Raw genomic sequence first — 25,380 nt, forward strand, 5'->3', positions numbered from 1 at the left:
AGCGACGAAGCCCCGCATGCGGGGCTTCGTCGCTTCAGGCAGCAAATTTGGCGACTATTGCGACTTCTTCGCGTTCTTCAGGTTCGCGTCGGCGGCGGCTTCGTTCGCCTCCGACTGCGATTCGGTCTTCTTCTTGTCGGCCTTCGCCTGCGCGACGGCGGCGTCCTTGTCGGCTTCAGCCTGCTTCTTCGCCGCCTTCTTGTCGGCGTGGGTCATCGGGGCGTCGGTGGTCGTCTGCGCGAACGATGCCGTCGCGGCCGTTGCCAGCAGGCCGGCGAGAAGCGCTGCTGCGAGTTTGTGCGTGGTCATGAGTGCTCCTTGTGTTGTTATCGATGCGGCCGCCCGCGTTCACTGTGCGCGACGGCGGCTGTCCTGCAAGCGTTTCCGGCTTAGTGCTGGAGGCCGCTGTCCTTCGGCGTCGACGGTTCGGCCGCGTTCAGTTCATCCTTCGCGGTCTGCTTGTCGGCCTTCTGGTTGATCTTGGCGTTGCGCACTTCTTCCTTGTATTGCGCCTTCGCTTCCTTGTTCGTCGCCTTCAGTTCCGCCTTGGAGGCGTTCTTCGACGCGCGATATTCCGCGTTCGCCTTCGCGTTGGCGTTGCGCTTCTGGACGAGCGGGTCAGTAGGCGCGGGAGCGACCAGGTTCTGCGGCGGCGGCGTCACGCCCGGCGCGCCCTGCATTTGCGCGGACATCTGGCCGGAACTGTCCGCTTGCGCGGGTTGCGCCGTCTGCGCAAACGCAGAGGTCGAGGCGATCGCAGCGAGAGCCGAGCCGATCAGCAGCGTTTGAATCTTATTCATGAGTCTTTCCTCTCTTGTTGGTGTACCGGGCGAAGCGGTGAAACGCAGCGAAGCTCCTCTTGCCCGAATTCTTCGATTGATGAACAGCGACCGAAAACGCATCGATCACACGTACAGACCCGGAGTCCATGCGGCGAGTTCGCGGATACCAGTCATTGTTACCGACCGTTTCACTTGGCTACATTTGCAAACTCCGCCGATACAGACGCCGTTCCGCCCGCGCTGTCGGAGCAGCACACCCTGTGCCCGCGTGGTTTATCATGGGCGCCCTTCCCATGTTCCAGAGCGCACGACGCGCGCCGCCCACCATGCCGCAACTCGAATTCACACTGACGGGCGAGTTCATCGAACTGCACAACCTGCTCAAGCTGGTGGGTCTCGCCGACAGCGGCGGCTCGGCGAAGGCGCGGGTCGCGATGGGCGACGTGAAGGTCGACGGCAAGGTCGAACTGCGCAAGACGGCGAAGATCCGCGCGGGACAGAAGGTGTCGCTCGACGGATCGACGATCAAGGTTCTCAAGGCCGTCTGACGCCCCGGCGCGCGCCGGGAAACGGCGTCGTCATCGACATGCCGCCGGTGAGGCAATAAGCTAGTCGTCTTTCGCTCAGTTTCCGATGCACGGACGAGCGGGCGGAACGCGCTTTCCGGTCAGGAACCGCTTACCGGCCGCCGGCGTTTTTCCGTCCAATTCCCGTTTTCGTTTCCGGCCGCGCGCCCACCGCGCGCGGCGGTCTTCTCACCGATCCGACATGCAACCCGGCTTCACACGCGCAGCGACCCCGCCGCCCAGTTTTTCCCGTCACGCTGTCGATACCGCGCGGCTTGCCGCGCCGCTCGCGATCGCGCAGCTCTCGCAGATGGCGATGGGCGTCACCGACACGATCCTGCTCGGCTCGCTCGGCCCCGACGCGCTCGCGGCCGGCGGCCTCGGCGCGAACCTGTTCTTCGTCGTCGTCACGCTGCTGCAGGGCGTGCTGACTTCGGTCAGCGTCTCGGTGGCGCACGCGCGCGGCGCGAATGACGAGGACCGCGTGCCGCACATCTACTGGACCGGGCTCCTGCTTTCGCTGCTGCTCGCGATTCCCGCCTTCGCGCTGCTGAGCTACGCCGAGCCGCTTCTGCTCGCGTTCAACGAACCCGCGACGCTCGCGAAGAACGTCGGCGAATACTGCGCGGTGCTGCGCTGGGGCACGCCCGGCAGCCTGATCGGTGTGGGCATGATGCGCGCGTTCCTGCCGGCGATCGGCGCGGCGCGGCGGCTCCTGTGGGTGTCGATCGGCGGCATCTTCGTCAACGGCTTCCTCAACTACGGGATGATCCACGGCGCGTACGGCCTGCCGAAGTACGGTTTCCTCGGCTCGGCGGCGGCAACCTCGATCACCGTGTGGGCGATCGCGTTCGCGCTCGTCGCGTTCCTGCACCTGCGCCCGCGCTACCGGCACTTCGTCGCCCGGGCGCGTCCGCGCCTGCCGCTGATGGGCGAACTGTTCGGCATCGGCTGGCCGGTCGCGATCACCTACGGCGTCGAATCGACGCTCTTTCTCGCCACCGGCATGATGGTCGGCCTGCTCGGCGAAGCGCCGCTCGCCGCGCACCAGATCGCGCTGAACGTGGCGTCGGTGGCGTTCATGGTGCCGCTCGCGATCGGTCAGGCGGCCAACGTGCGCGTCGGCTACTGGATCGGCGCGGGCGTGCCGGTGGCGGCGCGACACGCGGGCTTCGTCGCGATCGGGCTGGGCGTCGGCTTCATGATGCTGTCGGGGCTCGTGCTGGTGGCGGCGCCCCACGCGATCGTCGGTCTCTACCTGCATCTCGACGATCCTGCCAACGCGCAGACCGTCGCGCTCGCCACGTCGCTGCTCGGGGTCGCTGCCGTATTCCAGATCGTCGACGGGATGCAGACAGTCGGCTCGGGCTGCCTGCGCGGCCTGAAGGACACGCGCGTGCCGATGCTCGCCGCCGCGTTCGGCTACTGGGGCATAGGCTTTCCGACGGGCTACGTGCTCGCGTTCCACTTCGAGGCGGGCACCAAGGGACTCTGGTGGGGACTCGCGGCCGGCCTCGCGAGCGTCGCCGCGCTGATGACGCTGCGCTTTCACCGGATGAGCCGGCGCATCGTCGAACGCGGCGTCGCGCAGGGCAGCATCGCGCCCGACACGGCGGCCGCGCGCCGCAACGCATGAGCATCGAATGCGATGCGCCATAAGCAAAGCACGCATCGTTGGTTGGAACGACATGGGTCGGCGGTTAGGATGAAGCCGTCTCCTCCTTGAGGGACTCCAGTGACAGGGGTATTGAGCCCGCCGCGACGGCGGGCTTTTTTTCGTCCGTGCGCCGGCGCGCATGGCAACCGCGAAAGCCCTTCAGCATCTCCCCTATTGCTTGCCCCCGATCGATTTCCCCTAGAATGTTTCGCAGATGGCATCCCGCGCGCACGTTCCTTGCTACCCACGCGAAAACAACGCGCCGCGCATCGTCGCCATGCTTCGCGGCAGATCAAAAAAGAGGAAAGCACGTGTCGGAACGCAGGGGAACGTCAGTCGCAGCACCGGCAGCACACGCGGCAACGCGTGACATCAAACCGATCTTCAGGCGCTTCGCCCGATACAGAAAAATCGGCGCGGCCGCCGCGGCCCTGCTCATGCTCGCGGGCTGCGCCACGCGCCCGCCCGCCACCGCATTCGACCGCTTCGTCACCCGCGCCCTTTCCCCCACTGTTCCGACACCGCTCCAGAACGCGCTCGCCCCGCTCGAAGCGGCGCATCCGGATCAGTCGGCAGTGCGCCTCCTGCCGAGCGGCACCGACGCGCTTCAGGCGCGCATCGCGCTCGCGCGCGCGGCGACGAAGACGCTCGACATGCAGTACTACATCGCGAACGAGGACAACACCGGCAAATTGCTGCTCGGCGCGGCGCTCTATGCGGCGGATCGCGGCGTGCGGGTTCGCATGCTGGTCGACGACCTGAACTTCAAGGACATCGACCAGATCATGGCGGCGCTCAACTCGCACGAGAACATCGATATTCGCGTGTTCAATCCGTTCGGCAGCGGGCAGCAGAGCTTCGCCCAGCGCACGCAGAACGTCTTCACGCAGATCGGACATTTCACGCGCCGGATGCACAACAAGTCGATGATCGCGGACAACCAGATTGCGATCGTCGGCGGGCGCAATCTCGGCGACGAATACTTCAGCGCGAGCCCGACGCTGCAGTTCCGCGATCTCGACGTGTTCGCCGCCGGGCCGGTCGCGCACCAGATCTCGTCGAGCTTCGACGACTACTGGAACAGTTCGCTGTCGTACCCCTTTCGCGTGCTGAACAAGCAGAAGTTCGATCCCGCCGATCTCGACAAGACCCGCGACGACCTGCGCCATCACTGGCGCACGAACGCCGAGCCACTCAACGCGAAGCCGCTGAACGCGACGCCGCTCGCGCAGCAGATCGCGCGCGGCGAAATGGGCCTCGTCTGGGCGCCGACCGAATTCGAAGCCGATTCGCCGTCGAAGATCGAACATCCAAGCGACGACTACAAGAGCCCGCCGATGGAGCGCCTCGCCGCGCTCATCAAGGACGCGCAGACCGAATTCCTGATCCTGTCGCCGTATTTCGTGCCGCACGATGTCGGCGTGAAGGCGCTCGCGGCGCTCACGCAGCGCGGCGTGCGCGTCGCGGTTCTGACCAATTCGCTCGCCGCCACCGACGCCGTCGCGGTCCAGGCGGGTTACGCGCCGTATCGCGTGCCGCTTCTGAAGAACGGCGTCGAGCTGTACGAATTCAAGCCCATGCAGGCCGAAGGAGAAGACCGGCCGAACGCGAGTCTCTTCGGTTCTCAATCGCGCGCGAGCCTGCATGCGAAGGCGTATGTCATCGATCGGAGTATTCTCGTGATCGGCTCGATGAATCTCGATCCGCGCTCGGCGCTTCTGAATACCGAACTCGCGCTCGTGATCCACAGCCAGCCGGTCGCCGACGAAGCCGCGCAGTTGTTCCAGCGCAGCATCCGGCCGGAGTCGAGTTATCGTGTCGAACTGGCGTCGCCGGACACGCTCGCGCGGCTCGCTTCGACCGGCTCGCCGCTTTCGCCGCTCGTCTGGACGACCGTCGAGCGCGAGGGCATCGTCACCTACAACTTCGATCCGCAAGCGGGCTTTTACCGCAACGCGATGACGGGTCTTTTCACGTTGCTGCCCGTCGACGGGCAGCTTTGAAGGAGCTTTCAAGCCATGACCGAGCAAGCGAAGGGCGATGTGCGGCTGGAAAAGGACACCTTCGGCGAAATCGCCGTGCCAAACAACAAGCTGTGGGGCGCGCAGACACAGCGTTCGCTGCAGAATTTCAAGATTTCGTCCGAGAAGCAGTCGCCGGAACTGATCACCGCGCTCGCGATCGTCAAGCGCGCGGCCGCCGAGGTGAATCTCGAACTGAAGGTGCTCGACGAGAAGAAGGCGCAGGCGATCATCCAGGCCGCCGACGAGATCATCGACGGCAAGCATCCGGACGAATTCCCGCTCGCCGTCTGGCAAACGGGCTCCGGCACGCAGACCAACATGAACCTGAACGAGGTGATTGCCAACCGCGCGAGCGAGCTGATGGGCGGCCAGCGCGGTGAGGAGCGCCTCGTGCATCCGAACGACGACGTGAACCGCGGACAGTCGTCGAACGACGTCTTTCCGACCGCGATGCACGTCGCCGCGGCCTACGCGATCGTCAAGCATCTGGTGCCGTCGCTCAAAATACTGCGCGAGACGCTCGACAAGAAAGCCAAGGCGTTCGATCACATCGTGAAGATCGGCCGCACGCACTTGCAGGACGCGACGCCGCTCACGCTCGGGCAGGAGTTTTCGGGCTATGTCGCGCAACTCGACCAGAGCGTGCGCCATGTCGAGGCGACGCTGCCGCATCTCTACCAGCTCGCGCAGGGCGGCACGGCGGTCGGCACGGGGCTGAATGCGCATCCCGAATTCGCGGCGAAGGTCGCGGCCGCGATCGGCAAGCTTACCGGCCTGCCCTTCGAGACCGCGCCGAACAAGTTCGAAGTAATGGCCGCGGCCGATGCGCTCGTCGCCGCGCATGGCGCGCTCAAGACCGTCGCGGCCGGCATGATGAAGATCGCGAACGACATCCGCTGGCTCGCGAGCGGTCCGCGCTGCGGGCTCGGCGAACTGTCGATTCCGGAGAACGAGCCGGGCAGTTCGATCATGCCGGGCAAGGTCAACCCGACGCAGTCCGAAGCCGTCACGATGCTCTGCTGCCAGGTATTCGGCAATGACGTCGCGGTGAACTTCGGCGGCGCGAGCGGCAACTTCGAGCTGAACGTGTTCCGGCCGATGATCGCGCACAACGTGTTGCAGTCGGTGCGCCTCCTCGCCGACGGTGCGCAGAGTTTCAACGACAACTGCGCGGTCGGCATCGAGCCGAACGAGAAGCGCATCGACAGCCTGCTGAACGAATCGCTGATGCTGGTGACGGCGCTCAATCCGCATATCGGCTACGACAAGGCCGCGCAGATTGCAAAGAAGGCGCACAAGGAAGGCACGACGCTGAAGGCTTCGGCGCTGGCGCTCGGCTATGTGACCGAAGCGCAGTTCGACGAGTGGGTGAAGCCGGAAGAGATGGTCGGGAAGCGTTGACCAGGCGTTGAACGAAGCGCGGCGGTGCAATGCCGCCGCGCTTCGTGTACTACGTACTACGGCAGGATCAGGCGTCGCGTGCGGGCCAGAGGTCGTTTTGATCGCACAGTGCGATGAGCGCCGGACCCGAGGTGTCGAGGATATTGCGGATCGCGGCCGGCATCTCTTCGCGCGTCGTCGCGCGCGAACCGACGTTCAGGTGCAGGCCGGTATTGACGAGCGAGCGTGCGGCGTGCGCGACCAGTTCGTCGATATCGCTCGTGAGCGCCGCTGTCGGATCGCGTTTCATGCGCAACGGCGCGATCAGCAACTGGTCGAGCAGGCCGACCGGCACGCCGCCCGCGAATTTCGGCGAAGCGAGCGCGTCCCACTTCTCGCCGCGTTCGGCGCGGTCCAGCAGCACGGTATTCAGACGATCGGCGGCGGCGCGCGGCGCGGCGTCGCCATAACGGATCGACGTCTCCCCGGCCGCGAGCGAAAAGCGCACGAGCTGCATGATCGACTCGATGTCGAATCCGGCGAGTTCGGGCGCGTCGAAGAGTTCGTCGAGCGTCGTTTCGGACTTCCTGCGTAGCAGGTCGAAGAGCGGCCGGTGAGCGTCGTCGCTGCGATTGACGCTCGCGTGCTCCAGCGTCACCGCCGGCTGGTACTCCGCTCTCGGATTCGCCCACAAATGAACGCGCTTCGCGTGCTCGCGCAGACGCACGTCGTTGAGCGGCGCCTTGCCGCGCACGAAGATGTCGGAACGGAACGACCGGTTGCAGAAATAATCGCGGACTTCTTCCGCGAAGACCGGATCCTTGATCGACTTCAGCACTTCCGACTGTTCGCTCGTGAGCCACGACACCGGCGACATCTGCACGTAACGGGCGCTGCCTGCGTACACGAGCTTGGCATCGGCGAGTTCGTTCGCCATGTCGGCGAAGTGGAACGGCGTCCATTGTTCGTGCATGTGCTCGTGCACGAGATAGCGCTGGTCGGCCGCGTCGAACGACTTCACGCGCGCGGCCGCGTCGGGATTGCGCTGGAGCGCGTTCGTGTCGAGCAGTTGCCGCGCGAACGCCGCCGCGCCCGCAAAGTGTTCGCCCTGATTGCCGGCATGCAGCGTCAGAAGGCGCTGCAGCGGCTGGACCTGCGCGCAGGCGGCCATCGCGTTGTAGCTGATCTGCACGACGCCGCCCGGCTTCAGATAGCGCGCGAGAAAGCGCACGATCTGCGCGCGCGTTTCGTTCGACACCCACGAGACGATGCCGTGCAGCGTCACGAAATCGAACATCGGCAGGTCGACCTGGCCGTCGGCCAGTTCGCCGAAGCTGTTTTCGAGCAGCGTGAGATTGGGAAGCTTCGCGTCGTCACGAATGGAGGACGCCGAGATCACGTGCAGCGGGTTGAAGTCGCATGCGTAGAAGTCGCCTTGCGGATGCGTCGCCGCCAGGATCAGCGACGTAAGTCCCTGCCCGAAACCGAGTTCGCAGTAGGTGAATTTGCCCTCGGCGGGCGGGGCGACGCGCTGCATCACGAGCGCGGCCTTGAGCCACGTCGGACTCTGTTCCTGATAGTAGCCGGTCGTGTATTCGACCGAATTGTTGTAACCCGCAGCCCAGTTCATGCTTGCTCCCTTCATCGATGTTCAAGTGTCGGCGTCGCGCGGCACGTCAGACGCGCCGGCGCGAGTGCGCTGCACTATGCCCGTCGAGGACGGATCGATGAATGAGATGCTTCTTATTTGTTACGTGAAACGGGCCGATCGGCGCAAGTTATTGCGCAAGTGCTACGGTTTGCAGGCGATTCAAACCTTGCCGGCCGCCACTTCCTCCGGCTTCAGTTCGACGATCGCATCGAGCGCGTCCTTCACGTCCATCGCGTACTTGGCGAGGCGCTTCTGCTCCTCCGTGACCGGAACGAAAGCGGGCACCGGCGCCGGCCGCCCCGCTTCGTCGACGGCGACGAACACGACGAGGCAATCGGTCGTCTGCTGGAGTTCGCCGCCCTTCGGATCGCCCGCGTGGACGGAGATGTGCAGGTGCATGCTGGTGCGGCCCGTCGCGACGACGCGCGCGCGCAGTTCCACCAGATTGCCGACGAGAATCGGCCGCCGGAAGCGGATGTTGCCGACGCTCACCGTCACGCAATAGCGGCCGGACCACATCGCCGCGCACGCGTAGCCGGTTTCGTCGATCCATTTCATCAGCGCGCCGCCGTGGACCTTGCCGCCGAAGTTCACCGAAGTCGGCTCGGCAAGAAAGCGGAAGGTGGTTTCGGAGCGCTCGGGCGTGGGGGTGTCGGTTTGAAGCGACGCGGGCGACGGGGTCGGCGTGGTCATGGCGGCTCGCGGTGCGGGAGGTTCCCGCGACAGGGATGGTTAAGAAGCGATTATAGGGGCAGCAAAAAGGCCTGGGCCCCCGCCTGGCCGAACGACAACGTGCGAACGCGCTTACTTGCGAATCGTCACGCCCTCGTCGATCGTGCCATACATCGTGATGCCGCTCGATCCGCCCGATGACGATGAGGACGATCCCGCCATGCCCGAACACCCGGCGCACAGCAGCAAGGCGGCCAGCAGCGCCGCGAAAGCAATCTTGGACATGACATTTCCTTGCAACGGCATGGATACGCGAATCGTCATTCTAGTCCCGTGCCTCTTGCGGACGCGCATCGACGTTTCAGCTGCGGGTGAAACATCGGATGCCGGCACCATTTAAAGTGGACACATCTTGTATCAGGACCCGGAGACGCCATGACACTCGCCCACGACGACCCCGACGCCCGCGCGCGCCATTTTCCGGGCCTCTCCCGCATCGGTGCGCTGCTCGCCGACCCGGGGCGCGCCGCGATGCTCTGGTCGCTCATGGACGGGACCGCGCGGCCCGCCGGCGAACTGACGATGATCGCGGGACTGTCGCCGTCGGCGGCGAGCGCCCATCTCGCGCGGCTGACCGAGGGCGGACTGCTCGCGCTGGAGGTGAGCGGCCGCCACCGCTACTACAGGATCGCGACGCCTGACATCGCCGCGGCAATCGAGGCGCTCGCAAATCTCGCGCAGGCGAGCGCCCCGCAGCGCTCGGCGCCCGAGCGGCCGCCCTCCGCCGTGCCGCTCGACATGCGCTACGCCCGCACCTGCTACGACCATCTGGCGGGCGAACTGGCGGTGCAACTCTTCGACCGGATGCTCGCGCGCCAGTGGCTGGCCGCCGGGAGCCGCGCGGACAACGGCCCGACCAGCCTCGAACCGACGCCCGAGGGCGCCAGCGAATTCGCGCGCCTCGGCATCGACCTGACGGCACAACGCGCCCGGCGACGGCGCTTCGCATGTACCTGCATCGACTGGAGCGAACGGCGGCCGCATCTGGGCGGCGCGCTCGGCGCGGCGTTTCTCGACAGTTGCGCCGCGCACGGCTGGCTCGAACCTACGACCAAGCGCCGCGTGCTGCGCGTGACGCCGGCGGGGCGCGCGCATTTCGAGCGCTTTCTCTCCGGCCAGTAACCGCCTGCAAAGCTTTGTTACGCGGCGACGCCGCCGCTTACAAACGACAGCGCCCTGATACAGGCGCGGAAGGTACATTGGATCGACAGGCTGCGTCGGCATTCACAACAACAACTCGACGTTGCCGCGGGAGATCCACATGCACGTCCATCGTCTTACCCGAATCGCCACGGCGACGCTCTGCGCTTGCTCGCTTCTGCTCGGACCGGCAGCCGTCTCGCTCGCGCAGACGGCTCCTGGCGTCGCGGCCGCCCCGGCCGACGCCGATCCGCCCGGGCGCGTCGCGCGCCTTAACTACATGGCCGGCACGGTGACGAGCGAGCCGGCCGGCGCCTCCGACTGGAGCTACGCGCAGATCAACCGGCCGCTCACGACCGGCGACCAACTCTGGAACGACGAGAGCGCGCGCTCGGAACTGCATATCGGTTCGACGGCGGTGCGGCTCGGGTCGTCGACGAATCTCGAAATCCTTTCGCTCGACGACGCCAACGCCCAGCTCAAAGTCGCGCAGGGCACGCTCTCGACGCGCGTGCGCTCGCTGCCGCCGGGCAGCGCGTACGAAATCGATACGCCCAATGCGGCGCTCGGCATTACGTCGCCGGGCGATTATCGCGTCGACGTCGCGCCGGACGGCAGCCGCACGACTGTCACCGTCAGGAGCGGCAGCCTCACCGCATACGGCGACGGCGGCACGGCGCCGATGCGCGCGGGCCAGCAGATCACCTTTGGCGGGACCGCGTTGCAGCAGGTCGCGGCGAGCGGCGTCCCGACGGCCGACGGCTTCGACCAGTGGGCCACGGAGCGCGACGCCGCCGAAGACCGGTCGGTCTCGGCGCGCTACGTCTCGCGCGATGTCCCCGGCTATCAGGATCTCGATGCCAACGGCAACTGGCAGAACGATCCGTCGTACGGCGAGGTGTGGGTGCCGAACGCGGTGCCGGCGGACTGGGCGCCGTATCGGCAAGGACACTGGGTGTGGCAGGCGCCGTGGGGCTGGACCTGGATCGACGATGCGCCCTGGGGCTTCGCGCCTTACCACTATGGCCGCTGGGCCTACGCAGGATCGCGCTGGGCGTGGGTGCCCGGGCCGCTCGTCGAGAGCGCGCCGCCCGCGTATGCGCCGGCGCTGGTCGCGTTCGTCGGCGATGGCGGCGGCGGCGTCGACTGGAACGTGAGCCTCGCGATCGGCGGCGCGGCCGCGGCGGGCGTGGCGTGGTTTCCGCTCGGCCCGGGCGAGCCGTGGCACGGACATCGCGACGGCTGGAGTCCGCGCTACTACGAGCGGGTGAACCGGAACGTGTACGTCGACCAGTCGGTGCATATCCGCAATTCCTACGCGAACTATCGCGCGCCGGGCGCCGTGACCGCAGTGCCGGCGACGGCATTCGTCCACGGAAGGCCCGCCGGGCGGGAAGCGGTGCGCGTGGATCCGACGCGCTGGCGCAATCCGCATTTCACCGAGGGCGGCCCGGGCATCGCGCCGACGCGGGAGAGCTTCGGACCGGGCCTGCGACGCGCCGATTACCGGCCGCCGCAGGGCGCGTTCGCGCGCCCTGTCGTCGCGACGCGCGCGCCGCTTGCGCCGCCCGCGCTGCACGACACCTACGCGCAGCGACTTGCGGTCGGTCAGGGAGCACGCGTCACGGGCGCCGGAAATCCGGCCGTGCGTGTGGCGCCCGACGCCAATGGCCCGCGTAATCCAAGGGGCAATGCGCCGCAGATGCCGAACGGACGCGACAACATTCATCTCGTCGCGACGCATGGGCCGGCGCGTTCCCTGGAAGACGCGGCATTCGCAGCGCGGGGCGGCGCAAAGCCGGGAAATCCCGGCGCTGCCGGGCCGCAGATGCCACGTCGCGACGATCCGGCCGCACCGCACGGCGGCTTGCAGGCAGGTCATTCTCCCGGCGATGCAGGGCGAAACGGCGGCGTGCCGCGACCGCCTCAAACCGCGCAATGGGGCAGCGGCCAGACGCCTTCCCCGGCACCTTTCGATGCCAACCGTCAACAACCGGGACAGCCACGTCCGGGGCTCGTCCAGCACGGACCGCAATGGTCCGGTAACGGCGGGCAGCACGTCGACCGGAATGCGCCAGCGGTTCAGACAAACGGCTCGCAGCACGACGGCTCGCCGGAGCAGCGTCCGCCCGGACAACCGGCGCGCCAGAACGGCCCGTTTGCCGTCAATGGCCCGCAGCAGCAACGGGACTCGGGCACGAACCCGCGACCACAGATGCAGCACGTCGACCAACGTGTCCCGCAGCAGATGCCGCAGGCCGCGCCAATGCGCAACGACCAGTGGTCCGCGTCGGCGCAACCGCCGCAGCCGGTGCACGCTCCGCAATCACAGGCACAGCCACAGTCACAGCCGCCCATCCGTCCGCAGCAGGTTCAGCAGCCGCAAAGCGATTTCCGGCCGACGCCACCGGCGCATCAGCAGCAGGCGCAGAACGTTCGGGAGCCGCGTCAGGACTTCCGTCCGCCGCAGGTCCAGCCGATTTCCCGACCCGAGGCTCATGCGCCGCAAATCCAGCAGGTGCCTCGCCAGGAGGTCCACGCGCCGCCACCGCAGCAGATGCCGCAACCACATCAGCAAGCCCGTCAGGAGCCGCGTGCGCAACCGCAGCAGCCCCCTCAGCAGCAGCATCAGGCTCCGCCACATCAGGAGCAGCCGCACACGGCGGGCGGCGGCGGCGATCAGCATCACCGAGGCTGAGTCCCGCGCGGCCCGAAAAAGCAAAACGCGCGGCCAAGGCTGCGCGTTTATCTCTTAAGTCTCAGACGAAAAAACCTACACCGCCATCGGCGCCTTGAGCGCCTCGTGATGCCGATATCCCTCCAGCGCAAAGTCCGCGGGCTCAATTTTCTCCAGCCACTCCGGTTCATAGCGCTTCGTCACGGCGTAGTCGGGCACGCGATCCGAGAGGATCAGTTGCGGACTGCCGAACGGCTCGCGCTTGAGTTGCTCGTTGAGCATGTCGAGCTGGTTTTCGTAGATGTGCGCATCGCCGATGAAATAGGTGAACCAGCGCGGCGCATAGCCCGTCAGCCGTCCGACGAGATGCAGGAGCGCCGCGCCTTCGGTCAGGTTGAACGGTGTCCCCAGCCCGACGTCGTTGCTGCGGATATAAAGGCATAGCGAGATTTCCCGCTTCGCCGCATTCGGAATGAACTGATACAGCAGATGGCATGCGGGCAGCGCGATCTCGTCGAGCTTCGCGGGGTTCCATGCATGAAACAGAATGCGGCGGTCAGTCGGATTCTCGATGATCGTATCGAGGCATTGCCGCAACTGGTCGATCGCCTTGTACAGCAGCACCTTCTCGCGCCCGCCCTCGACGAAGCCCACCACCACCTGATAGCCGCGATTGGTGGCGTCGGCGATCTGGTCGCCCGCGCCGGCATCGATGACCTTGTACGCCGGCCACTGGCGCCATTGCACGCCATATACGTCGCCGAGATCGTCGGGGCCCTGGCGATACGGGTTCGCAAGCCATTGCGGATTTTCGTTCGCGTTCGCGTCCCACACCTTGCAGCCGAGCGCGCGAAACTCCGCCGCGTTTCTCGACGCCCGCAGGAAACCGACCATCTCGCCGATCGCCGACTTGAACGCGAGCTTCTTCGTGGTGACGGCCGGGAAGCCCTGCTGCAAATCGAAGCGCAACATGGCGCCGGGCATGCTGATGGTGCGGATTCCCGTGCGGTTTTCCTGCCATGTGCCGGTGTCGAGGATCGTGCGGACGAGCTCGAGATACTGTTTCATGCGATTTCCTTCGACGCGCCTACACGGCTCGCTCTATATGGGCAGAAAGACGTGATTTTACCAAGCGCAGCAAGGCAATGCCGGACCGAAGTCGAGAGAAATGAAGCGAAGCAGGCAGGCGCGCGAACGGCGCCCGCCGATGATTCAACCGCGCGTCGCGTGTTCCGTGGGCGCGTCCACTTCGATGTGACGCATGCCGTGCGCACTCAGCAGACGATACAGCGTCACGCGCGAAATGCCGAGTTCGTGGGCCGCGTCGCCGAGGCGTCCACGATGACGCAAGAGCGCAAGTTCGATCGCCTGCCGTTCGGCCGCTTCGCGTGCCTGCGCAAGCGACACGGGCGCCACTTCGACGTATTCGCCCAGTTCTAGATCGCGCGCGGTGATCTGCCGCCCTTCCGACATCACGATTGCGCGCCGCACCCGGTTGATCAATTCGCGTACGTTGCCCGGCCAGCCGTAGTTGTGGATTGCCGCGATCGCGCACGGCGAGAAGCCGCGCAGACGCCGGCTCGCGTCTTTCTTGAAGCGGTCGAGCATGTGCTTCGCGAGCAACTCGATGTCCTTGCCGCGCGCGCGCAGCGGCGGCTCGTCGATCTGCAGCACGCAAAGGCGGTGATACAGGTCGGCACGGAAGCGGCCTTCGATCATCGCCGTCTGCATGTCGACGTGAGTCGCCGAGATGATGCGTACGTCGACGGGCGTCGAGCCGTGGCCGCCGAGGCGTTCGACCTTGCGTTCCTGCAGGAAGCGCAGCAGGCTCGCCTGGCTTTCGAGCGGCAGGTCGCCGATTTCGTCGAGGAAGAGCGTGCCGCCGTTGGCCGCTTCGACGCGGCCGATCTTGCGCTGGTTCGCGCCGGTAAAGGCGCCGCGTTCGTAACCGAAGAGTTCGGATTGCAGCAGGTGCGCCGGAATCGCGCCGCAATTGATCGCGACGAATGGCTCGCTGCGCCGCGCGGAGCGCTCGTGAATCGCGACGGCGGTGAGTTCCTTGCCCGTGCCCGATTCGCCGGAAATGAACACGGGCGCATCGGTCATCGCGACCTTGCGGATCGAGCGGAAGAGCGCGAGCATCGCGTCGCAGGAGCCCACCATTTCGCCTTCGGCGCGGCCCTCGCCGCCCGCGGCGCGCGCGTCGTTCGACGCGGCATCGTGCAGCGACACCATGCCGTACGCGTGGCCGACGGCATCGACAATGCGGTCGTTCGACGTCGGCAACGTGACGTAATCGAAACAATAATCGCGGATCAGGCGGCGCACGGCCGCGTCTTCGAGCTGGCCCGTGACGGTCGCCGCCACCCAGCCGACGTTCGTGAGCGTGAGCGACGCCTCGAACGCCGCCAGTTCGTGCGATTCAAACCGGCTCGACAAGTCGAGCAGGCCGCCCGTCGCGAGATCGGTGCGCAGCGACTTGCGCGCATCCCGCGCGCTCGCCACGACTTCAATATGCCATCCGCGCTCCTCGAATCGCGCGCACAGCGCCTCGCTTGGATCGCGAGTGACATAGATGAGTTGCCGCCGAGCGACTTCCATTATTCAGATCCTTTCTTCAACGGTAGCTGAAAAGGTCGCGTAGTTCAGGCCCTCGGTACATCCGATACACAGACGATTGCAGGGATACTCTCACTACCGTGCAATTATTTCAAACACCGTGACCCCGAACTGCAGATATTACTGAGCGCGCTTTTCCTCCGTTACCTTTTGTCTGATTGTGTGCTTTTTGAGAGACTACTATAACGCAGAAACTTCGAAAACAAATATCCATAAAAAGTCTTTGCACACTTCTCAAAAGCTTATTGGGCGGGCCTTCCGTCGATTTGTCACATATTTAATAAAAGTTGTTTCAGCTTGATTAATGAGAGAAAAGTTTGTACGTCCATTTACCTGATTCTCCGCTTTTTCGGCGTCGCGTTTCAGCCGTGAAACGTTTTCGCCGGTTTTTTGTGCGGCTTTCTTCGCAAATATGAGCGCTCTCCATATCCGACAAGGAATTCGGGGCGATGGCATAAATCTGGCTAATAGGAGAATGTGACAGGAGTAAGAGATGCGCATTACCGCACGTACGTTCGCACACATCGCTTCGAATTCGACGCTCGTATTCGCCAATACCAGCGTCGCGCTTTCGGCCGCCTCACCTGGCGTCGACGCGCGAGAAAACGGATCGGCCAGCGTGTTTGCCGAAGCGTCGATGCCGGAAACGCAGGCTCCTGCGCCGATCGTCATCGCCGATACAGCGAGCCCGCGGGAGATACAGTGCGCCGCGCCGGACGCCCGGATGCGCACCGATGCTCCGGCGAGCGCGCTCGTCGCACAAAGCAGCACGTCCATCACGCTGTGGGACGAGATCACGTCACCCGCGCCCGCCCTTCCCGGCCAGGCTCCGCCGGCTGTGCCGCAGCCGGTTCCCGTCCCTGTTCCCGTCGACGCGGGCCGCGACGCGGGCACCGTCAGCGCCTGAGCATTCTGCCCACGCTCCTCGCCACGCCACATCGGCCCTTTCGCGCCGTCGGTTAGAATTGGGGCCCCGCCGGGACCTGCCAACGTCGTCCCGGACGGCGAAATCCGGCGCAACCGCGCATCAACCCCAATTCCGCTTACATGACGACGCTGACCCTGATCGTCGCCCGCGCGCGCAATGGCGTGATCGGACGCGACAACGACCTGCCCTGGCGCCTGCCCGAAGACCTCGCGTTCTTCAAGCGCACGACGATGGGCTCGCCCATCATCATGGGCCGCAAGACGCACGAATCGATCGGCCGGCCGTTGCCGGGGCGGCGCAATATCGTCGTCTCGCGCGACGCGGCGCGCCGCTTCGAAGGCTGCAACACCGTCACGAGTCTCGACGACGCGCTCGCCCTCGCGGTCGCCGACGACGCGCGCGAGGCGTTCGTGATCGGCGGCGCGCAGCTGTATCGCGAGGCGATCCGCCACGCCGGCAAGCTGATCGTCACCGAAATCGACGCCGACTTCGAAGGCAACACGAAGCTCGACGCGTTCGATCCGGACGAATGGATCGAGGCATCGCGCGAGACGCATCGCGCCGCCGCGCCAAACGACTTCGAATACGCGTTCGTCGTGTATCGGCGCCGCGGCTGAAACCGGCGCGCCAAAAATGAAAAGCCCCGGATGACGCGAAGTCATCCGGGGCTTTTTTTGCCCGATGCGGCCAGTTGACGCTTACTGTCCCGCGATCGTCATCTTTTCGATCAACACGGAACCGATTTCCTTCGTTCCGCGCACGACGGTATCCGCGCCGATTGCCTCGATATGGCGGAACATCTCCTGCAGCGTGCTCGCCACCGTGATTTCCTCAACCGGGTACTGAATCTTGCCGTTCTCGACCCAGAATCCCGACGCGCCGCGCGAATAATCGCCCGTCACGTAGTTGACGCCCTGCCCCATCAATTCGGTGAGCAAGAGGCCGGTGCCGAGCTTCTTCAGCATTGCCTCGAAATCGTCTTCCGGTTTCGTAAGCGAGCTGCGCAGGGAAAGATTGTGCGAGCCGCCCGCGTTGCCGGTAGTCTTCATGCCGAGCTTGCGCGCCGAATACGTCGACAGGAAATAGCCCTGCACGACACCATCCTCGACGACGCTGCGGCGCTGCGTGCGCACGCCTTCTTCGTCGAACGGCGCGCTGCCCATGCCGCCGCGCACGTGCGGGTCTTCGACGACCTGGACGTGCGGCGCGAACACCGGCTTGCCGAGGCTGTCGACGAGAAACGTGGTCTTGCGATACAGCGCGCCGCCGCTTACCGCCTGAACGAACGCGCCGAGAATGCCGGCCGCGAGCGGCGCTTCGAACAGCACGCGGCACTTGCGCGTATCGAGGCTGCGCGCGCCGATGCGCGACAACGCCCGCTCGGCCGCGTATCGTCCGACGGCTTCCGGGTCGGCGAGGTCGGCGGCGTTGCGCTTCGAGGTGTACCAGTCGTCGCGCTGCATGTCGCGGCCGCTGCCGGCAATCGGCGCGCACGAGATGTAATGGCGCGAATACGGGTAGCCGGCCAGAAAGCCGCGCGACGTCGCGAGCACGAACTGCGAATGCTGTGCCGAGATGCTCGCGCCTTCCGAGTTCTTGATCCGCGGATCGACGGCGAACGCAGCATCTTCCGCGCGACGGGCGATCTCGGCGGCTTCCTCTGCGTCGATGTGCCACGGGTGATAGAGATCGAGATCCTGCGGCGACTTTTCGAGCAGTTCCTCTTCCGCGAGGCCGGCGGCGCTGTCTTCGGCCGTGAAGCGCGCGATGTTGTAGGCGGCTGCCACGGTGTCCTTCAGCGCCTGGCGCGTGAAGTCGGCGGTACTGGCATTGCCGCGCTTCTTGCCAATGAATACCGTCACGCCGACCATCTTGTCGCGGTTGTGCTCGATCGTCTCGACTTCGCCGCGCCGCACGCTGACGGATAGCCCGTCTCCCTCGGAGATTTCGGTGGCCGCGTCGGTGGCACCGAGTTCCTTCGCGTGACGCAGGATGTCGGACGCGATTTCCTTCAGCTCGTCCTGGGTATGCGGGAAAAAGCGTTGCTTGACGTCCATGTCTGCTGCCATTTTTCGTTGCCTTAGGGAGTCGGGCCGCACTGATGGCCCGCGTGTTCGTTGCGTGGGTCGGCTGCGTAATCTTGCCAAAGCGCTTGCTGCTGTAGCGCGATGGTCGTTCGCTACTGCGCTGCCGACGCACGGCGTGCTTCGAGCGCATCACGCGATCATAGCAAGGTCGGCGCGCATTCACTCGCCAACGTAAGGACTTGAACGCACACTCGCGCGTGCCCGGGAATTCACCGGGAGGCCGGCAAGCTACAATATCGCGATGAACCGAAAAACCCGCATTCAGCCGATCGAAAACGCGTCCGCCGACGAGCAGGACGCGAACGACAACGGCTACGACCGTCCCAGCAAATCCCAGTTGAAGCGCGACATGCACGCGCTGCAGGAACTGGGCGAGGCGCTCATCGCGCTGCCGAAAGACGCGCTCAAGCGCATGCCGATGCCCGAAAGCCTCGACGACGCCGTGCGCGAAGCCCGCCGCATCACCGATCACGAAGGCAAGCGCCGTCAGGTACAGTACGTCGGCCGCGTGATGCGCTCGCTGACCGACGAGGAAACCGCGGCGCTGCGCACCGCGCTCGACAGCTATCGGGGCGTGAACCGCGCCGAAACGGCGAAGCTGCACTGGATTGAACGCACCCGCGAAAAACTGCTCGCCGACGACGCCGCGCTGACCGAATTCATCCGTGAACATCCGGGCGTCGATGCGCAGGAAGGCCGCACGCTGATCCGCAACGCGCGCAAGGAACGCGAGCAGCAGAAGCCGCCGCGCTATTTCCGCGAGCTGTTCCAGTGGATCAAGAATGCGTCGGGTGTGGAAGAAGACGAAGAGGACGAATCGGCTGACAACGACGATGACGAAACCAACGCGTAATCATCCGGATGAAGTGCTGATCGGCCTCGTGTCGATCAGCGACCGTGCATCGCAGGGCGTCTACGAGGACAAGGGCATCCCGTCGCTCGAAACATGGCTCGGGGAAGCGCTCGCGACGCCGTGGCGCACCGAAACGCGCCTGATCCAGGACGACGCCGCGACCATTTCCGCGACGCTCGTCGAACTGGTGGACGTGATCGGCTGCGATCTCGTGCTGACGACGGGCGGCACCGGCCCCGCGCGGCGCGACGTGACACCCGAGGCGACGCTCGCCGTCGCAACCAGGCCGATGCCGGGCTTCGGCGAACAGATGCGCCAGATCAGCCTGAATTTCGTGCCGACGGCCATTCTGTCGCGGCAGGTCGCGGTGATCCGCGAAACCGACGATCACGCCGCGCTGATCATCAACCTGCCCGGACAGCCGAAGTCGATTCGCGAAACGCTCGAAGGCCTGAAAGATGCGGACGGCAAGACCGAAGTGCCCGGCATCTTCGCCGCGGTGCCCTACTGCATCGACCTGATCGGCGGGCCGTATATCGAAACGCGTCCGGAAGCGGTCGCCGCGTTCCGGCCGAAAAGCGCGATCCGCCCGAAGGCCTGAACGAAGGACTTAAGTCGCGTCGCTCACCGGAGCGGCAGGCGCGGCCGGAATCAGGAAGTGCTCGCGGTAATACTTCAGTTCGTCGATGGACTCGTGGATGTCGGCGAGCGCGGTGTGCATCGCGCGCTTCTGGAAACCCTTGTAGATCGCGGGCTGCCAGCGGCGGCACAGCTCCTTCAGGGTGCTGACATCGAGATTGCGGTAGTGGAAGAACGCTTCCAGCTCGGGCATCCAGCGCGCCATGAAACGGCGGTCCTGACAGATCGAATTGCCGCACATCGGCGACTTGCCCGGCGGCACGTACTGGCCGAGAAACTCGCGAATCTGGCGCGTGGCTTCGGCCTCGTCCACCGTCGACGCCCGCACGCGCTCGGTCAGCCCGGATCGGCCGTGCGTGTTGCGGTTCCATTCGTCCATTTTGCCGAGCGCTTCCTCGTCCTGATGAATCGCGAGCACCGGCCCTTCCACCAGCTTGTCGAGCGTCGAATTCGTCACGACGACCGCGATTTCGATGATGCGGTCGTTGTCGGGTTCGAGACCCGTCATCTCCATGTCGAGCCACACGAGGTTCATGTCGCTGCGCACGAGGACGGCGGAATTCGCTTCTTCGGAAGGATCGAGTATGTCGGTCATGGAGAACGCCTGGAATGGGAGACGGGCCGCGTCGCGTGTATGCTGGCGCCGAGGCGAAAAGCGACGGTCGCGCGTGCGCTCATTACCGGCGCCGGCGCGGCCAAGAACCTATAATTCTCGCATAGTTCAATCGGAATCCCCGGATGTCCAATCTCAATCTCATGGTCTCGGTGGTGTTCGTCGTCGCGCTCGTCGCGATGGTCGGAACCAAGCTCTGGCTGGCCTCGCGCCAGATCCGGCATGTCGCGGCGAACCGCAACCAGGTGCCACAGCAGTTCACCGGCACGATCGCGCTCGCCGCGCACCAGCGCGCCGCCGACTACACCGTCGAGCGCACCCGCCTCACGATGATCGAAGTCGTCGTGAGCGCGGCCGTGCTCGTCGCGCTGACGCTGCTTGGCGGCGTGCAGCAGCTCGATCTCGCGATCAGCGGCTGGATCGGCCGCGGCTACCTGGGGCAGATCGCGCTCGTGGCGTCGGTGATCGCGATCACGAGCCTCGTCGACCTGCCGTTCGACTACATCCGTCATTTCGTCGTCGAAGAGAAGTTCGGCTTCAACCGGATGTCGAAGAAACTCTTTTTCGTCGATCTCGTGAAGGGCGTGCTGCTCGGCATCGCGATCGGCCTGCCGCTGCTTTTCGTCACGTTGTGGCTCATGAATCGCGCGGGCCCGCTTTGGTGGCTCTGGACGTGGATCGTGTGGGTCGCGTTCCAGCTGCTCGCGATGATCATTTATCCGACCTTCATCGCACCGCTGTTCAACAAGTTCGAGCCGCTGAAGGACGAAGCGCTGCGCGCGCGCATCGAAAACCTGATGTCGCGCACCGGCTTCGCGGCGAAGGGCCTCTTCGTGATGGACGGCAGCCGCCGCTCCGCGCACGGCAACGCCTATTTCACGGGCTTCGGCGCGGCGAAGCGCATCGTCTTCTTCGACACCCTGCTCGCGCGCCTCAACGGTAGCGAAATCGAGGCAGTGCTCGCGCATGAACTCGGGCACTTCAAGCGGCGCCACGTGCTGAAACTGCTGGTCGTCATGTTCGCGATCAGCCTCGCGATGCTCGCGCTGCTCGGCTGGCTCGCGCAGACCGTGTGGTTCTACGAGGGCCTGGGCGTGCGGCCGTCGCTCGTCGGCAGCAATGACGGGCTCGCACTCGTGCTCTTCATGCTCGCGCTGCCGGTGTTCATGTTCTTCGTGACGCCGCTCGGCAGCCTCAGCTCGCGCAAGCACGAATTCGAAGCCGACGCGTTCGCGGCCAGCCAGACCGATCCCAAGGATCTCGTCAACGCCCTCGTGAAGCTGTACGAAGACAACGCGTCGACGCTCACGCCCGACCCGCTTTACACCGCGTTTTATTACTCGCATCCGCCGGCCTCTCAGCGGATCGACCGCCTGATGCAGCACGCCGCATGACGGCGCGCGCCGGCAAAACGACGCGCACGTCCGGTGCGCGCATCGAAGGAACAGTGATCGCGGCACACGGGCGGCATTATCTCGTCGCGCCCGCCGAAGGCGGCGCGATGCTCCAGTGCTTCCCGCGCGGCAAGAAAAGCGAAGTCGCAGTCGGCGACCGGGTTATCTACGAGCAGTCGTCCGCGGATCAGGGCGTGATCGTCGAGATCGGCGAGCGGCGCAACCTCCTCTATCGATCCGATCAGTTCAAGTCGAAGCTCTTCGCGGCGAATCTCGACCAGTTGCTGATCGTGCTCGCGACCGAACCGCATTTCAGCGAGGACCTGCTCGGGCGCGCGCTGATCTCCGCCGAGGCGCACGGACTCGAGCCGCTGATCGTGCTGAACAAGATCGACGTCGAAGCGGCGTTGCCGCTCGCGCGCGAGCGGCTCGCGCCATATCGGGACCTTGGCTATACGGTGGTCGAGCTTTCGGCGAAAGTCGCGCCCGGCGCCGTGCATCCGCAACTCGATGCGCGCCTGAAAGAACGCGCGACGATCCTGCTCGGCCAGTCGGGCATGGGCAAATCGACGCTCGTGAACATTCTCGTGCCGGAAGCCGAAGCCGCGACGCGCGAAATCTCGACGGCGCTCAACAGCGGCCGCCACACGACCACGTTCACGCGCCTCTATCCGCTGCCGGGCGGCGGCTCGCTGATCGATTCGCCGGGGTTCCAGGAGTTCGGGCTGCATCACCTGTCGGAAGGACAGCTGGAGCGCGCCTTCGCCGATTTCCGGCCATTTCTCGGCAAATGCCGCTTCTACAACTGCCATCATCTGCACGAGCCGGGCTGCGCGATTCTGGAAGCCGTCGATGACGGCAAGATCAGGCCGGAGCGACACGCGCTCTATGCGCAACTCGTGCACGAAGCCAGCCAGATCGTGCGATGACGGCGTGCTTTTGTGACGGCGCCTCGGCATGAAACGGCTCACGCGCGCGCCGAACCTGATTACGGCCCAGCATTGGGTGAACGTGCTTGCGACCGCGGGCGTGCCGTGCGAATTGCACAACCGCTATCTGAATGGCGCGTTGGGGGAAATTCCAGCGGACCAGTGCGCGCCGGAGATCTGGATCGTCGACGATCGCGATGAAACGCTCGCGCTGCGGATTCTGGAGCGCGCGAAAAACGGGCCGGCGTCGGACGCGCGGCCGTGGCGTTGCGCGAATTGCGGGGAAACGCTGGAAGCTCAGTTCACCGTGTGCTGGCAGTGCGGCACGGCGCGCAATCCGCTCGACGATTGATTGCCAGAAGCCTCAGGCGAGCCACACCGCGATGGTAAGCATGAGCAAGAGCAGCATCCACAGGATCACGGCGCGCCACACGAGCCCGACAGCCGATTGCAGCGTGCGCGGCGTGCAGTCGTCGCCGACGGGCAACGGGCTTGCATCCCCGACCGCCAGCGCCTCGACGCTCAAAGGCTCGGCCAGCGGCCCGGCCAGTCGCGCACCGAGCGCCCCGCTTCCGGCAGCGAGCAGCACGCCTTCGTTCGCATCGGGCCACTGCTTCGCGTGATTGCGCCACGCGTAGATCGCATCCTCAAAATTGCCGACGATTGCGAACCCAAGCGCGGTCAACCGCGCCGGCACCCAGTCGATGACAAAAAACGCCTGCTTCGCAAACGTCGTGAACGCGACCGAGCGCTCTTCGCTCGGCGTCGCCCACGAGCGGGCCAGATATTCGGTGATGCGGTAGAACACCGCGCCGGCCGGACCGATCGGAATCAGGAACCAGAAAAACACGCCGAACACATGCCGGTGCGACGCCACGACCGCATAGACCAGCGTATGCCGCACGATTTCGCTCACCGGCATGTCGACGGTGTCGAGGCCGGTCCACTCCGCGAGCACTTCGCGGGCGCGCGGCACGTCGTCGTTATTGAGCGCGAGATGGATATCGGTGAAGTAGTGGCTGAACTGCCGGAAACCGAGCGTGAAGTACACGATCACCACGTTCCACAGGAACGCGAGCGCGAAGTTGATCCGGTACAGCACGTAATAGATGAGCCCGACGGCCAGCGTCCACGGCAGCACGACCACCAGCCACGCGAGGATGCCGTGTTTGGGCTTGCCGGCATCGAACCCGTGCGCCGTGGATTCCGCATGATATTTGAGCAGCGCCGATACGGGATTGTGCGGCGAAAGCGCGCGCACCTGCTCGATGATGAGGGCCAGCAATACGGAGAAAAAAGTCATGCGATGCGCCGAGACATTCGAGTTTTACGAATTTCGCGTAACGATAGCACAGCGCCGCACGCGTTTAGCGCGCTAAGCATTTCGCGCAATAAACGATGACTTTGCCTCACGCGCTCGTGATCGCTCAAGCCGCGAGGAAACGATAGAAATTACGTAACATACCGGCCGTTGCGCCCCAGATGAAATACGGAGCCTTCTTTTCGCTCGCGACGTAGGGCATCGCAAAAAAACGACGCTCGCCGCCTTCCCACTTAAAGAGCCGCACTTCGTGGTGGGCCGGGTTCATCAGGAAAGCGAGCGGGACTTCGAAGATATCGGCGACTTCGAGCGTGTCGGCCGTAAGCGTAAACGGCGGATGAACCAGCGCGACGACCGGCGTCACGCGAAAACCCGTGCCCGTCAGGTAATCGGGCATCGCGCCGAGAACTTCCACGCGTTCCGGCGCGAGCCCGACTTCCTCGTGCGCCTCGCGCAAGGCGGTTGCGGCCGCATTGGCGTCTTCCGGCTCGCGGCGGCCTCCGGGAAAGCTGATCTGTCCGGCGTGGTCCGAGAGATGATCGGCGCGCTGGGTGAGCAGCACCGACAACCCCTGATCACGCACGACGAGCGCCACCAGCACCGACGCCACGCGCGGATCGCCCCCGATCGCCTTGATCCGCGCTTCGGGCGGTTCCTGCGACCAGTCGAGCGTCTCCTTGAAGCGCGCGCGCAGGCCGTCGGGCGTCAGCCGCGCGGCGGGAATGGGCGGCAGATTCGCGCCGGTCGAAACGACGGGCAGAAGTTCGGGCTCGAGGATGCGCGGAGTCGATTGCTTGCTGGCGGACACGGAGGGAAAGAATCGAGGCGGAAAACCAATTTGAACACATCAAAGAAAAAAGCACCCGGATGGGTGCTTTTTTTGGGTAGCGCAGCTCTTATTCCTTGGAAGCAGCACGGTCCTTCGAGACCAGCTTTTCCTTGATTCGAGCCGACTTGCCCGAGCGCTCGCGCAGGTAGTACAGCTTTGCACGACGCACGTCACCGCGACGCTTCACGACGATGCTCGCGAGCAGCGGCGAGTACGTCTGGAAGGTACGCTCGACGCCTTCGCCCGACGAAATCTTGCGGACGATGAAATTCGAGTTGAGACCGCGGTTGCGCTTTGCGATCACCACGCCTTCGTAAGCCTGGACACGCTTGCGCGTACCTTCGACCACGTTGACGCTGACGATGACCGTATCGCCGGGGGCGAATTCGGGGATGGACTTATCGCCGAGTGCGCGCGCGATTTCTTCCTTCTCGAGTTGTTCAATCAGATTCATTACTGACTCCTGGTGCCATCTTGCCGAAGTTGTGTGCCCGCTTCGCGTGGCCTCGGTAGAGGATGGGTTCACATCTGACGCCGTTCACGAATGGCCGGCGCCGCC

25 protein-coding genes are annotated in these 25,380 nt (G+C 65.1%); 13 read left to right on the forward strand and 12 right to left on the reverse strand.

Annotated elements, in window-relative coordinates; translation table 11 throughout:
• Nucleotides 1-54 precede the first annotated feature (54 nt).
• Both AWB81_RS07160 and AWB81_RS07165 read right to left on the reverse strand, forming a co-directional pair.
• Nucleotides 55-309 (reverse strand): hypothetical protein, encoded by a 255-nt coding sequence (locus tag AWB81_RS07160; RefSeq protein ID WP_062633627.1) that lies wholly within the window; start codon nucleotides 307-309, stop codon nucleotides 55-57.
• Nucleotides 310-389: 80 nt separating this feature from the next.
• Nucleotides 390-800, reverse strand: a complete 411-nt coding sequence (locus AWB81_RS07165) for a hypothetical protein (protein WP_062633629.1) — start codon at nucleotides 798-800, stop codon at nucleotides 390-392.
• Between the two features lie 308 nt (nucleotides 801-1,108).
• Here AWB81_RS07165 and AWB81_RS07170 point away from each other — a divergent pair, with 308 nt between their 5' ends.
• The 4 genes from AWB81_RS07170 to fumC all read left to right on the forward strand — a co-directional run bounded on the left by AWB81_RS07170 (nucleotide 1,109) and on the right by fumC (nucleotide 6,430).
• On the forward strand, nucleotides 1,109-1,330 hold the full coding sequence (locus AWB81_RS07170; protein WP_062633690.1) for an RNA-binding S4 domain-containing protein: 222 nt from the start codon (nucleotides 1,109-1,111) through the stop codon (nucleotides 1,328-1,330).
• 220 nt (nucleotides 1,331-1,550) lie between these two features.
• The gene (locus tag AWB81_RS07175) at nucleotides 1,551-2,984 is read left to right on the forward strand and encodes an MATE family efflux transporter (RefSeq protein ID WP_062633631.1); all 1,434 of its coding nucleotides are present in this window, start codon (nucleotides 1,551-1,553) and stop codon (nucleotides 2,982-2,984) included.
• A 458-nt stretch (nucleotides 2,985-3,442) separates the two neighbouring features.
• Nucleotides 3,443-5,008: a phospholipase D family protein gene (locus tag AWB81_RS07180; protein ID WP_062633692.1), complete on the forward strand. Its 1,566-nt coding sequence runs from the start codon at nucleotides 3,443-3,445 to the stop codon at nucleotides 5,006-5,008.
• 15 nt (nucleotides 5,009-5,023) lie between these two features.
• Nucleotides 5,024-6,430 carry a class II fumarate hydratase gene (gene fumC / locus AWB81_RS07185; protein ID WP_062633633.1) on the forward strand — a complete coding sequence of 469 codons (1,407 nt, stop codon included), beginning with the start codon at nucleotides 5,024-5,026 and terminating at the stop codon, nucleotides 6,428-6,430.
• A gap of 67 nt (nucleotides 6,431-6,497) precedes the next feature.
• On the opposite strand, the gene AWB81_RS07190 is transcribed toward fumC, so the two are convergent.
• From AWB81_RS07190 to AWB81_RS46380, 3 genes are all read right to left on the reverse strand, one after another.
• A complete protein-coding gene (locus AWB81_RS07190) occupies nucleotides 6,498-8,039 on the reverse strand; it encodes a class I SAM-dependent methyltransferase (protein WP_159938839.1) in 1,542 nt (513 codons plus the stop codon).
• Between the two features lie 180 nt (nucleotides 8,040-8,219).
• The gene (locus AWB81_RS07195) at nucleotides 8,220-8,753 is read right to left on the reverse strand and encodes an acyl-CoA thioesterase (protein ID WP_062633637.1); all 534 of its coding nucleotides are present in this window, start codon (nucleotides 8,751-8,753) and stop codon (nucleotides 8,220-8,222) included.
• Between the two features lie 111 nt (nucleotides 8,754-8,864).
• A complete protein-coding gene (locus AWB81_RS46380; RefSeq protein WP_167306315.1) occupies nucleotides 8,865-9,017 on the reverse strand; it encodes a hypothetical protein in 153 nt (50 codons plus the stop codon).
• A 150-nt stretch (nucleotides 9,018-9,167) separates the two neighbouring features.
• On the opposite strand from AWB81_RS46380, the gene AWB81_RS07200 reads away from it, so the two are divergent.
• Entirely contained in the window at nucleotides 9,168-9,914 is a 747-nt protein-coding gene (locus AWB81_RS07200) for an ArsR/SmtB family transcription factor (RefSeq protein ID WP_062633639.1), read from the forward strand.
• 139 nt (nucleotides 9,915-10,053) lie between these two features.
• Nucleotides 10,054-12,630 (forward strand): DUF6600 domain-containing protein, encoded by a 2,577-nt coding sequence (locus AWB81_RS46385; RefSeq protein WP_062633641.1) that lies wholly within the window; start codon nucleotides 10,054-10,056, stop codon nucleotides 12,628-12,630.
• A gap of 75 nt (nucleotides 12,631-12,705) precedes the next feature.
• On the opposite strand, the gene AWB81_RS07210 is transcribed toward AWB81_RS46385, so the two are convergent.
• Nucleotides 12,706-13,677: a thymidylate synthase gene (locus tag AWB81_RS07210; RefSeq protein ID WP_062633643.1), complete on the reverse strand. Its 972-nt coding sequence runs from the start codon at nucleotides 13,675-13,677 to the stop codon at nucleotides 12,706-12,708.
• Nucleotides 13,678-13,821: 144 nt separating this feature from the next.
• Nucleotides 13,822-15,210, reverse strand: coding sequence for a sigma-54 dependent transcriptional regulator (locus tag AWB81_RS07215; RefSeq protein WP_062633644.1), 1,389 nt, complete (start codon nucleotides 15,208-15,210; stop codon nucleotides 13,822-13,824).
• Between the two features lie 511 nt (nucleotides 15,211-15,721).
• Between AWB81_RS07215 and AWB81_RS07220 the strand changes: the two genes are divergently transcribed.
• Complete coding sequence (locus AWB81_RS07220) at nucleotides 15,722-16,135, forward strand: hypothetical protein (protein ID WP_062633646.1); 414 nt, start codon at nucleotides 15,722-15,724, stop codon at nucleotides 16,133-16,135.
• Nucleotides 16,136-16,275: 140 nt separating this feature from the next.
• The gene (locus AWB81_RS07225; protein ID WP_062633648.1) at nucleotides 16,276-16,773 is read left to right on the forward strand and encodes a dihydrofolate reductase; all 498 of its coding nucleotides are present in this window, start codon (nucleotides 16,276-16,278) and stop codon (nucleotides 16,771-16,773) included.
• A gap of 81 nt (nucleotides 16,774-16,854) precedes the next feature.
• On the opposite strand, the gene pmbA is transcribed toward AWB81_RS07225, so the two are convergent.
• Entirely contained in the window at nucleotides 16,855-18,225 is a 1,371-nt protein-coding gene (pmbA, locus tag AWB81_RS07230; protein ID WP_062633650.1) for a metalloprotease PmbA, read from the reverse strand.
• 259 nt (nucleotides 18,226-18,484) lie between these two features.
• Between pmbA and yjgA the strand changes: the two genes are divergently transcribed.
• Together yjgA and mog are read left to right on the forward strand one after the other, a co-directional pair.
• Nucleotides 18,485-19,096: a ribosome biogenesis factor YjgA gene (gene yjgA / locus AWB81_RS07235; RefSeq protein WP_062633651.1), complete on the forward strand. Its 612-nt coding sequence runs from the start codon at nucleotides 18,485-18,487 to the stop codon at nucleotides 19,094-19,096.
• A complete protein-coding gene (gene mog / locus AWB81_RS07240) occupies nucleotides 19,077-19,697 on the forward strand; it encodes a molybdopterin adenylyltransferase (RefSeq protein ID WP_087134844.1) in 621 nt (206 codons plus the stop codon). Before yjgA ends, mog begins: the two co-directional genes overlap by 20 nt.
• Before the next feature lie 9 nt (nucleotides 19,698-19,706).
• On the opposite strand, the gene orn is transcribed toward mog, so the two are convergent.
• On the reverse strand, nucleotides 19,707-20,330 hold the full coding sequence (orn, locus tag AWB81_RS07245) for an oligoribonuclease (RefSeq protein ID WP_062633653.1): 624 nt from the start codon (nucleotides 20,328-20,330) through the stop codon (nucleotides 19,707-19,709).
• A gap of 143 nt (nucleotides 20,331-20,473) precedes the next feature.
• Between orn and AWB81_RS07250 the strand changes: the two genes are divergently transcribed.
• The 3 genes from AWB81_RS07250 to AWB81_RS07260 are packed head-to-tail and all read left to right on the forward strand — an operon-like array spanning nucleotide 20,474 to nucleotide 23,023.
• Nucleotides 20,474-21,742: a M48 family metallopeptidase gene (locus AWB81_RS07250; RefSeq protein ID WP_062633655.1), complete on the forward strand. Its 1,269-nt coding sequence runs from the start codon at nucleotides 20,474-20,476 to the stop codon at nucleotides 21,740-21,742.
• A complete protein-coding gene (rsgA, locus tag AWB81_RS07255; RefSeq protein ID WP_062633657.1) occupies nucleotides 21,739-22,671 on the forward strand; it encodes a ribosome small subunit-dependent GTPase A in 933 nt (310 codons plus the stop codon). Before AWB81_RS07250 ends, rsgA begins: the two co-directional genes overlap by 4 nt.
• 28 nt (nucleotides 22,672-22,699) lie before the next feature.
• Nucleotides 22,700-23,023 carry a putative signal transducing protein gene (locus AWB81_RS07260; RefSeq protein WP_062633659.1) on the forward strand — a complete coding sequence of 108 codons (324 nt, stop codon included), beginning with the start codon at nucleotides 22,700-22,702 and terminating at the stop codon, nucleotides 23,021-23,023.
• A 12-nt stretch (nucleotides 23,024-23,035) separates the two neighbouring features.
• Here the strand turns inward: AWB81_RS07260 and AWB81_RS07265 are convergent, their stop codons facing one another.
• The 3 genes from AWB81_RS07265 to rplS form a co-directional block, all read right to left on the reverse strand.
• Nucleotides 23,036-23,974, reverse strand: coding sequence for a CobD/CbiB family protein (locus tag AWB81_RS07265; protein WP_062633661.1), 939 nt, complete (start codon nucleotides 23,972-23,974; stop codon nucleotides 23,036-23,038).
• Nucleotides 23,975-24,098: 124 nt separating this feature from the next.
• The gene (locus AWB81_RS07270; RefSeq protein WP_087134845.1) at nucleotides 24,099-24,800 is read right to left on the reverse strand and encodes a CoA pyrophosphatase; all 702 of its coding nucleotides are present in this window, start codon (nucleotides 24,798-24,800) and stop codon (nucleotides 24,099-24,101) included.
• An 88-nt stretch (nucleotides 24,801-24,888) separates the two neighbouring features.
• Entirely contained in the window at nucleotides 24,889-25,275 is a 387-nt protein-coding gene (gene rplS / locus AWB81_RS07275; protein ID WP_062633663.1) for a 50S ribosomal protein L19, read from the reverse strand.
• Between the last annotated feature and the right edge of the window lie 105 nt (nucleotides 25,276-25,380).

This window comes from Caballeronia arationis, from assembly GCF_001544975.2.
In the GTDB taxonomy this organism is placed as follows: Bacteria; Pseudomonadota; Gammaproteobacteria; order Burkholderiales; family Burkholderiaceae; genus Caballeronia; species Caballeronia arationis.

Bases quoted from the DNA above. Each gene is read 5' to 3' on its own strand.
- mog (WP_087134844.1), top strand. From the start codon at position 19,077: ATGACGAAACCAACGCGTAATCATCCGGATGAAGTGCTGATCGGCCTC.
- AWB81_RS07165 (WP_062633629.1), bottom strand. From the start codon at position 800: ATGAATAAGATTCAAACGCTGCTGATCGGCTCGGCTCTCGCTGCGATC.
- rsgA (WP_062633657.1), top strand. From the start codon at position 21,739: ATGACGGCGCGCGCCGGCAAAACGACGCGCACGTCCGGTGCGCGCATC.
- AWB81_RS07260 (WP_062633659.1), top strand. From the start codon at position 22,700: ATGAAACGGCTCACGCGCGCGCCGAACCTGATTACGGCCCAGCATTGG.
- fumC (WP_062633633.1), top strand. From the start codon at position 5,024: ATGACCGAGCAAGCGAAGGGCGATGTGCGGCTGGAAAAGGACACCTTC.
- AWB81_RS07210 (WP_062633643.1), bottom strand. From the start codon at position 13,677: ATGAAACAGTATCTCGAGCTCGTCCGCACGATCCTCGACACCGGCACA.
- AWB81_RS07220 (WP_062633646.1), top strand. From the start codon at position 15,722: ATGCGCATTACCGCACGTACGTTCGCACACATCGCTTCGAATTCGACG.
- yjgA (WP_062633651.1), top strand. From the start codon at position 18,485: ATGAACCGAAAAACCCGCATTCAGCCGATCGAAAACGCGTCCGCCGAC.
- AWB81_RS07265 (WP_062633661.1), bottom strand. From the start codon at position 23,974: ATGACTTTTTTCTCCGTATTGCTGGCCCTCATCATCGAGCAGGTGCGC.
- pmbA (WP_062633650.1), bottom strand. From the start codon at position 18,225: ATGGCAGCAGACATGGACGTCAAGCAACGCTTTTTCCCGCATACCCAG.
- orn (WP_062633653.1), bottom strand. From the start codon at position 20,330: ATGACCGACATACTCGATCCTTCCGAAGAAGCGAATTCCGCCGTCCTC.
- AWB81_RS07160 (WP_062633627.1), bottom strand. From the start codon at position 309: ATGACCACGCACAAACTCGCAGCAGCGCTTCTCGCCGGCCTGCTGGCA.
- AWB81_RS07250 (WP_062633655.1), top strand. From the start codon at position 20,474: ATGTCCAATCTCAATCTCATGGTCTCGGTGGTGTTCGTCGTCGCGCTC.
- AWB81_RS07170 (WP_062633690.1), top strand. From the start codon at position 1,109: ATGCCGCAACTCGAATTCACACTGACGGGCGAGTTCATCGAACTGCAC.
- AWB81_RS07215 (WP_062633644.1), bottom strand. From the start codon at position 15,210: ATGGAAGTCGCTCGGCGGCAACTCATCTATGTCACTCGCGATCCAAGC.
- rplS (WP_062633663.1), bottom strand. From the start codon at position 25,275: ATGAATCTGATTGAACAACTCGAGAAGGAAGAAATCGCGCGCGCACTC.
- AWB81_RS07180 (WP_062633692.1), top strand. From the start codon at position 3,443: ATGCTCGCGGGCTGCGCCACGCGCCCGCCCGCCACCGCATTCGACCGC.
- AWB81_RS46385 (WP_062633641.1), top strand. From the start codon at position 10,054: ATGCACGTCCATCGTCTTACCCGAATCGCCACGGCGACGCTCTGCGCT.
- AWB81_RS07195 (WP_062633637.1), bottom strand. From the start codon at position 8,753: ATGACCACGCCGACCCCGTCGCCCGCGTCGCTTCAAACCGACACCCCC.
- AWB81_RS07200 (WP_062633639.1), top strand. From the start codon at position 9,168: ATGACACTCGCCCACGACGACCCCGACGCCCGCGCGCGCCATTTTCCG.
- AWB81_RS07225 (WP_062633648.1), top strand. From the start codon at position 16,276: ATGACGACGCTGACCCTGATCGTCGCCCGCGCGCGCAATGGCGTGATC.
- AWB81_RS07190 (WP_159938839.1), bottom strand. From the start codon at position 8,039: ATGAACTGGGCTGCGGGTTACAACAATTCGGTCGAATACACGACCGGC.
- AWB81_RS07175 (WP_062633631.1), top strand. From the start codon at position 1,551: ATGCAACCCGGCTTCACACGCGCAGCGACCCCGCCGCCCAGTTTTTCC.
- AWB81_RS46380 (WP_167306315.1), bottom strand. From the start codon at position 9,017: ATGTCCAAGATTGCTTTCGCGGCGCTGCTGGCCGCCTTGCTGCTGTGC.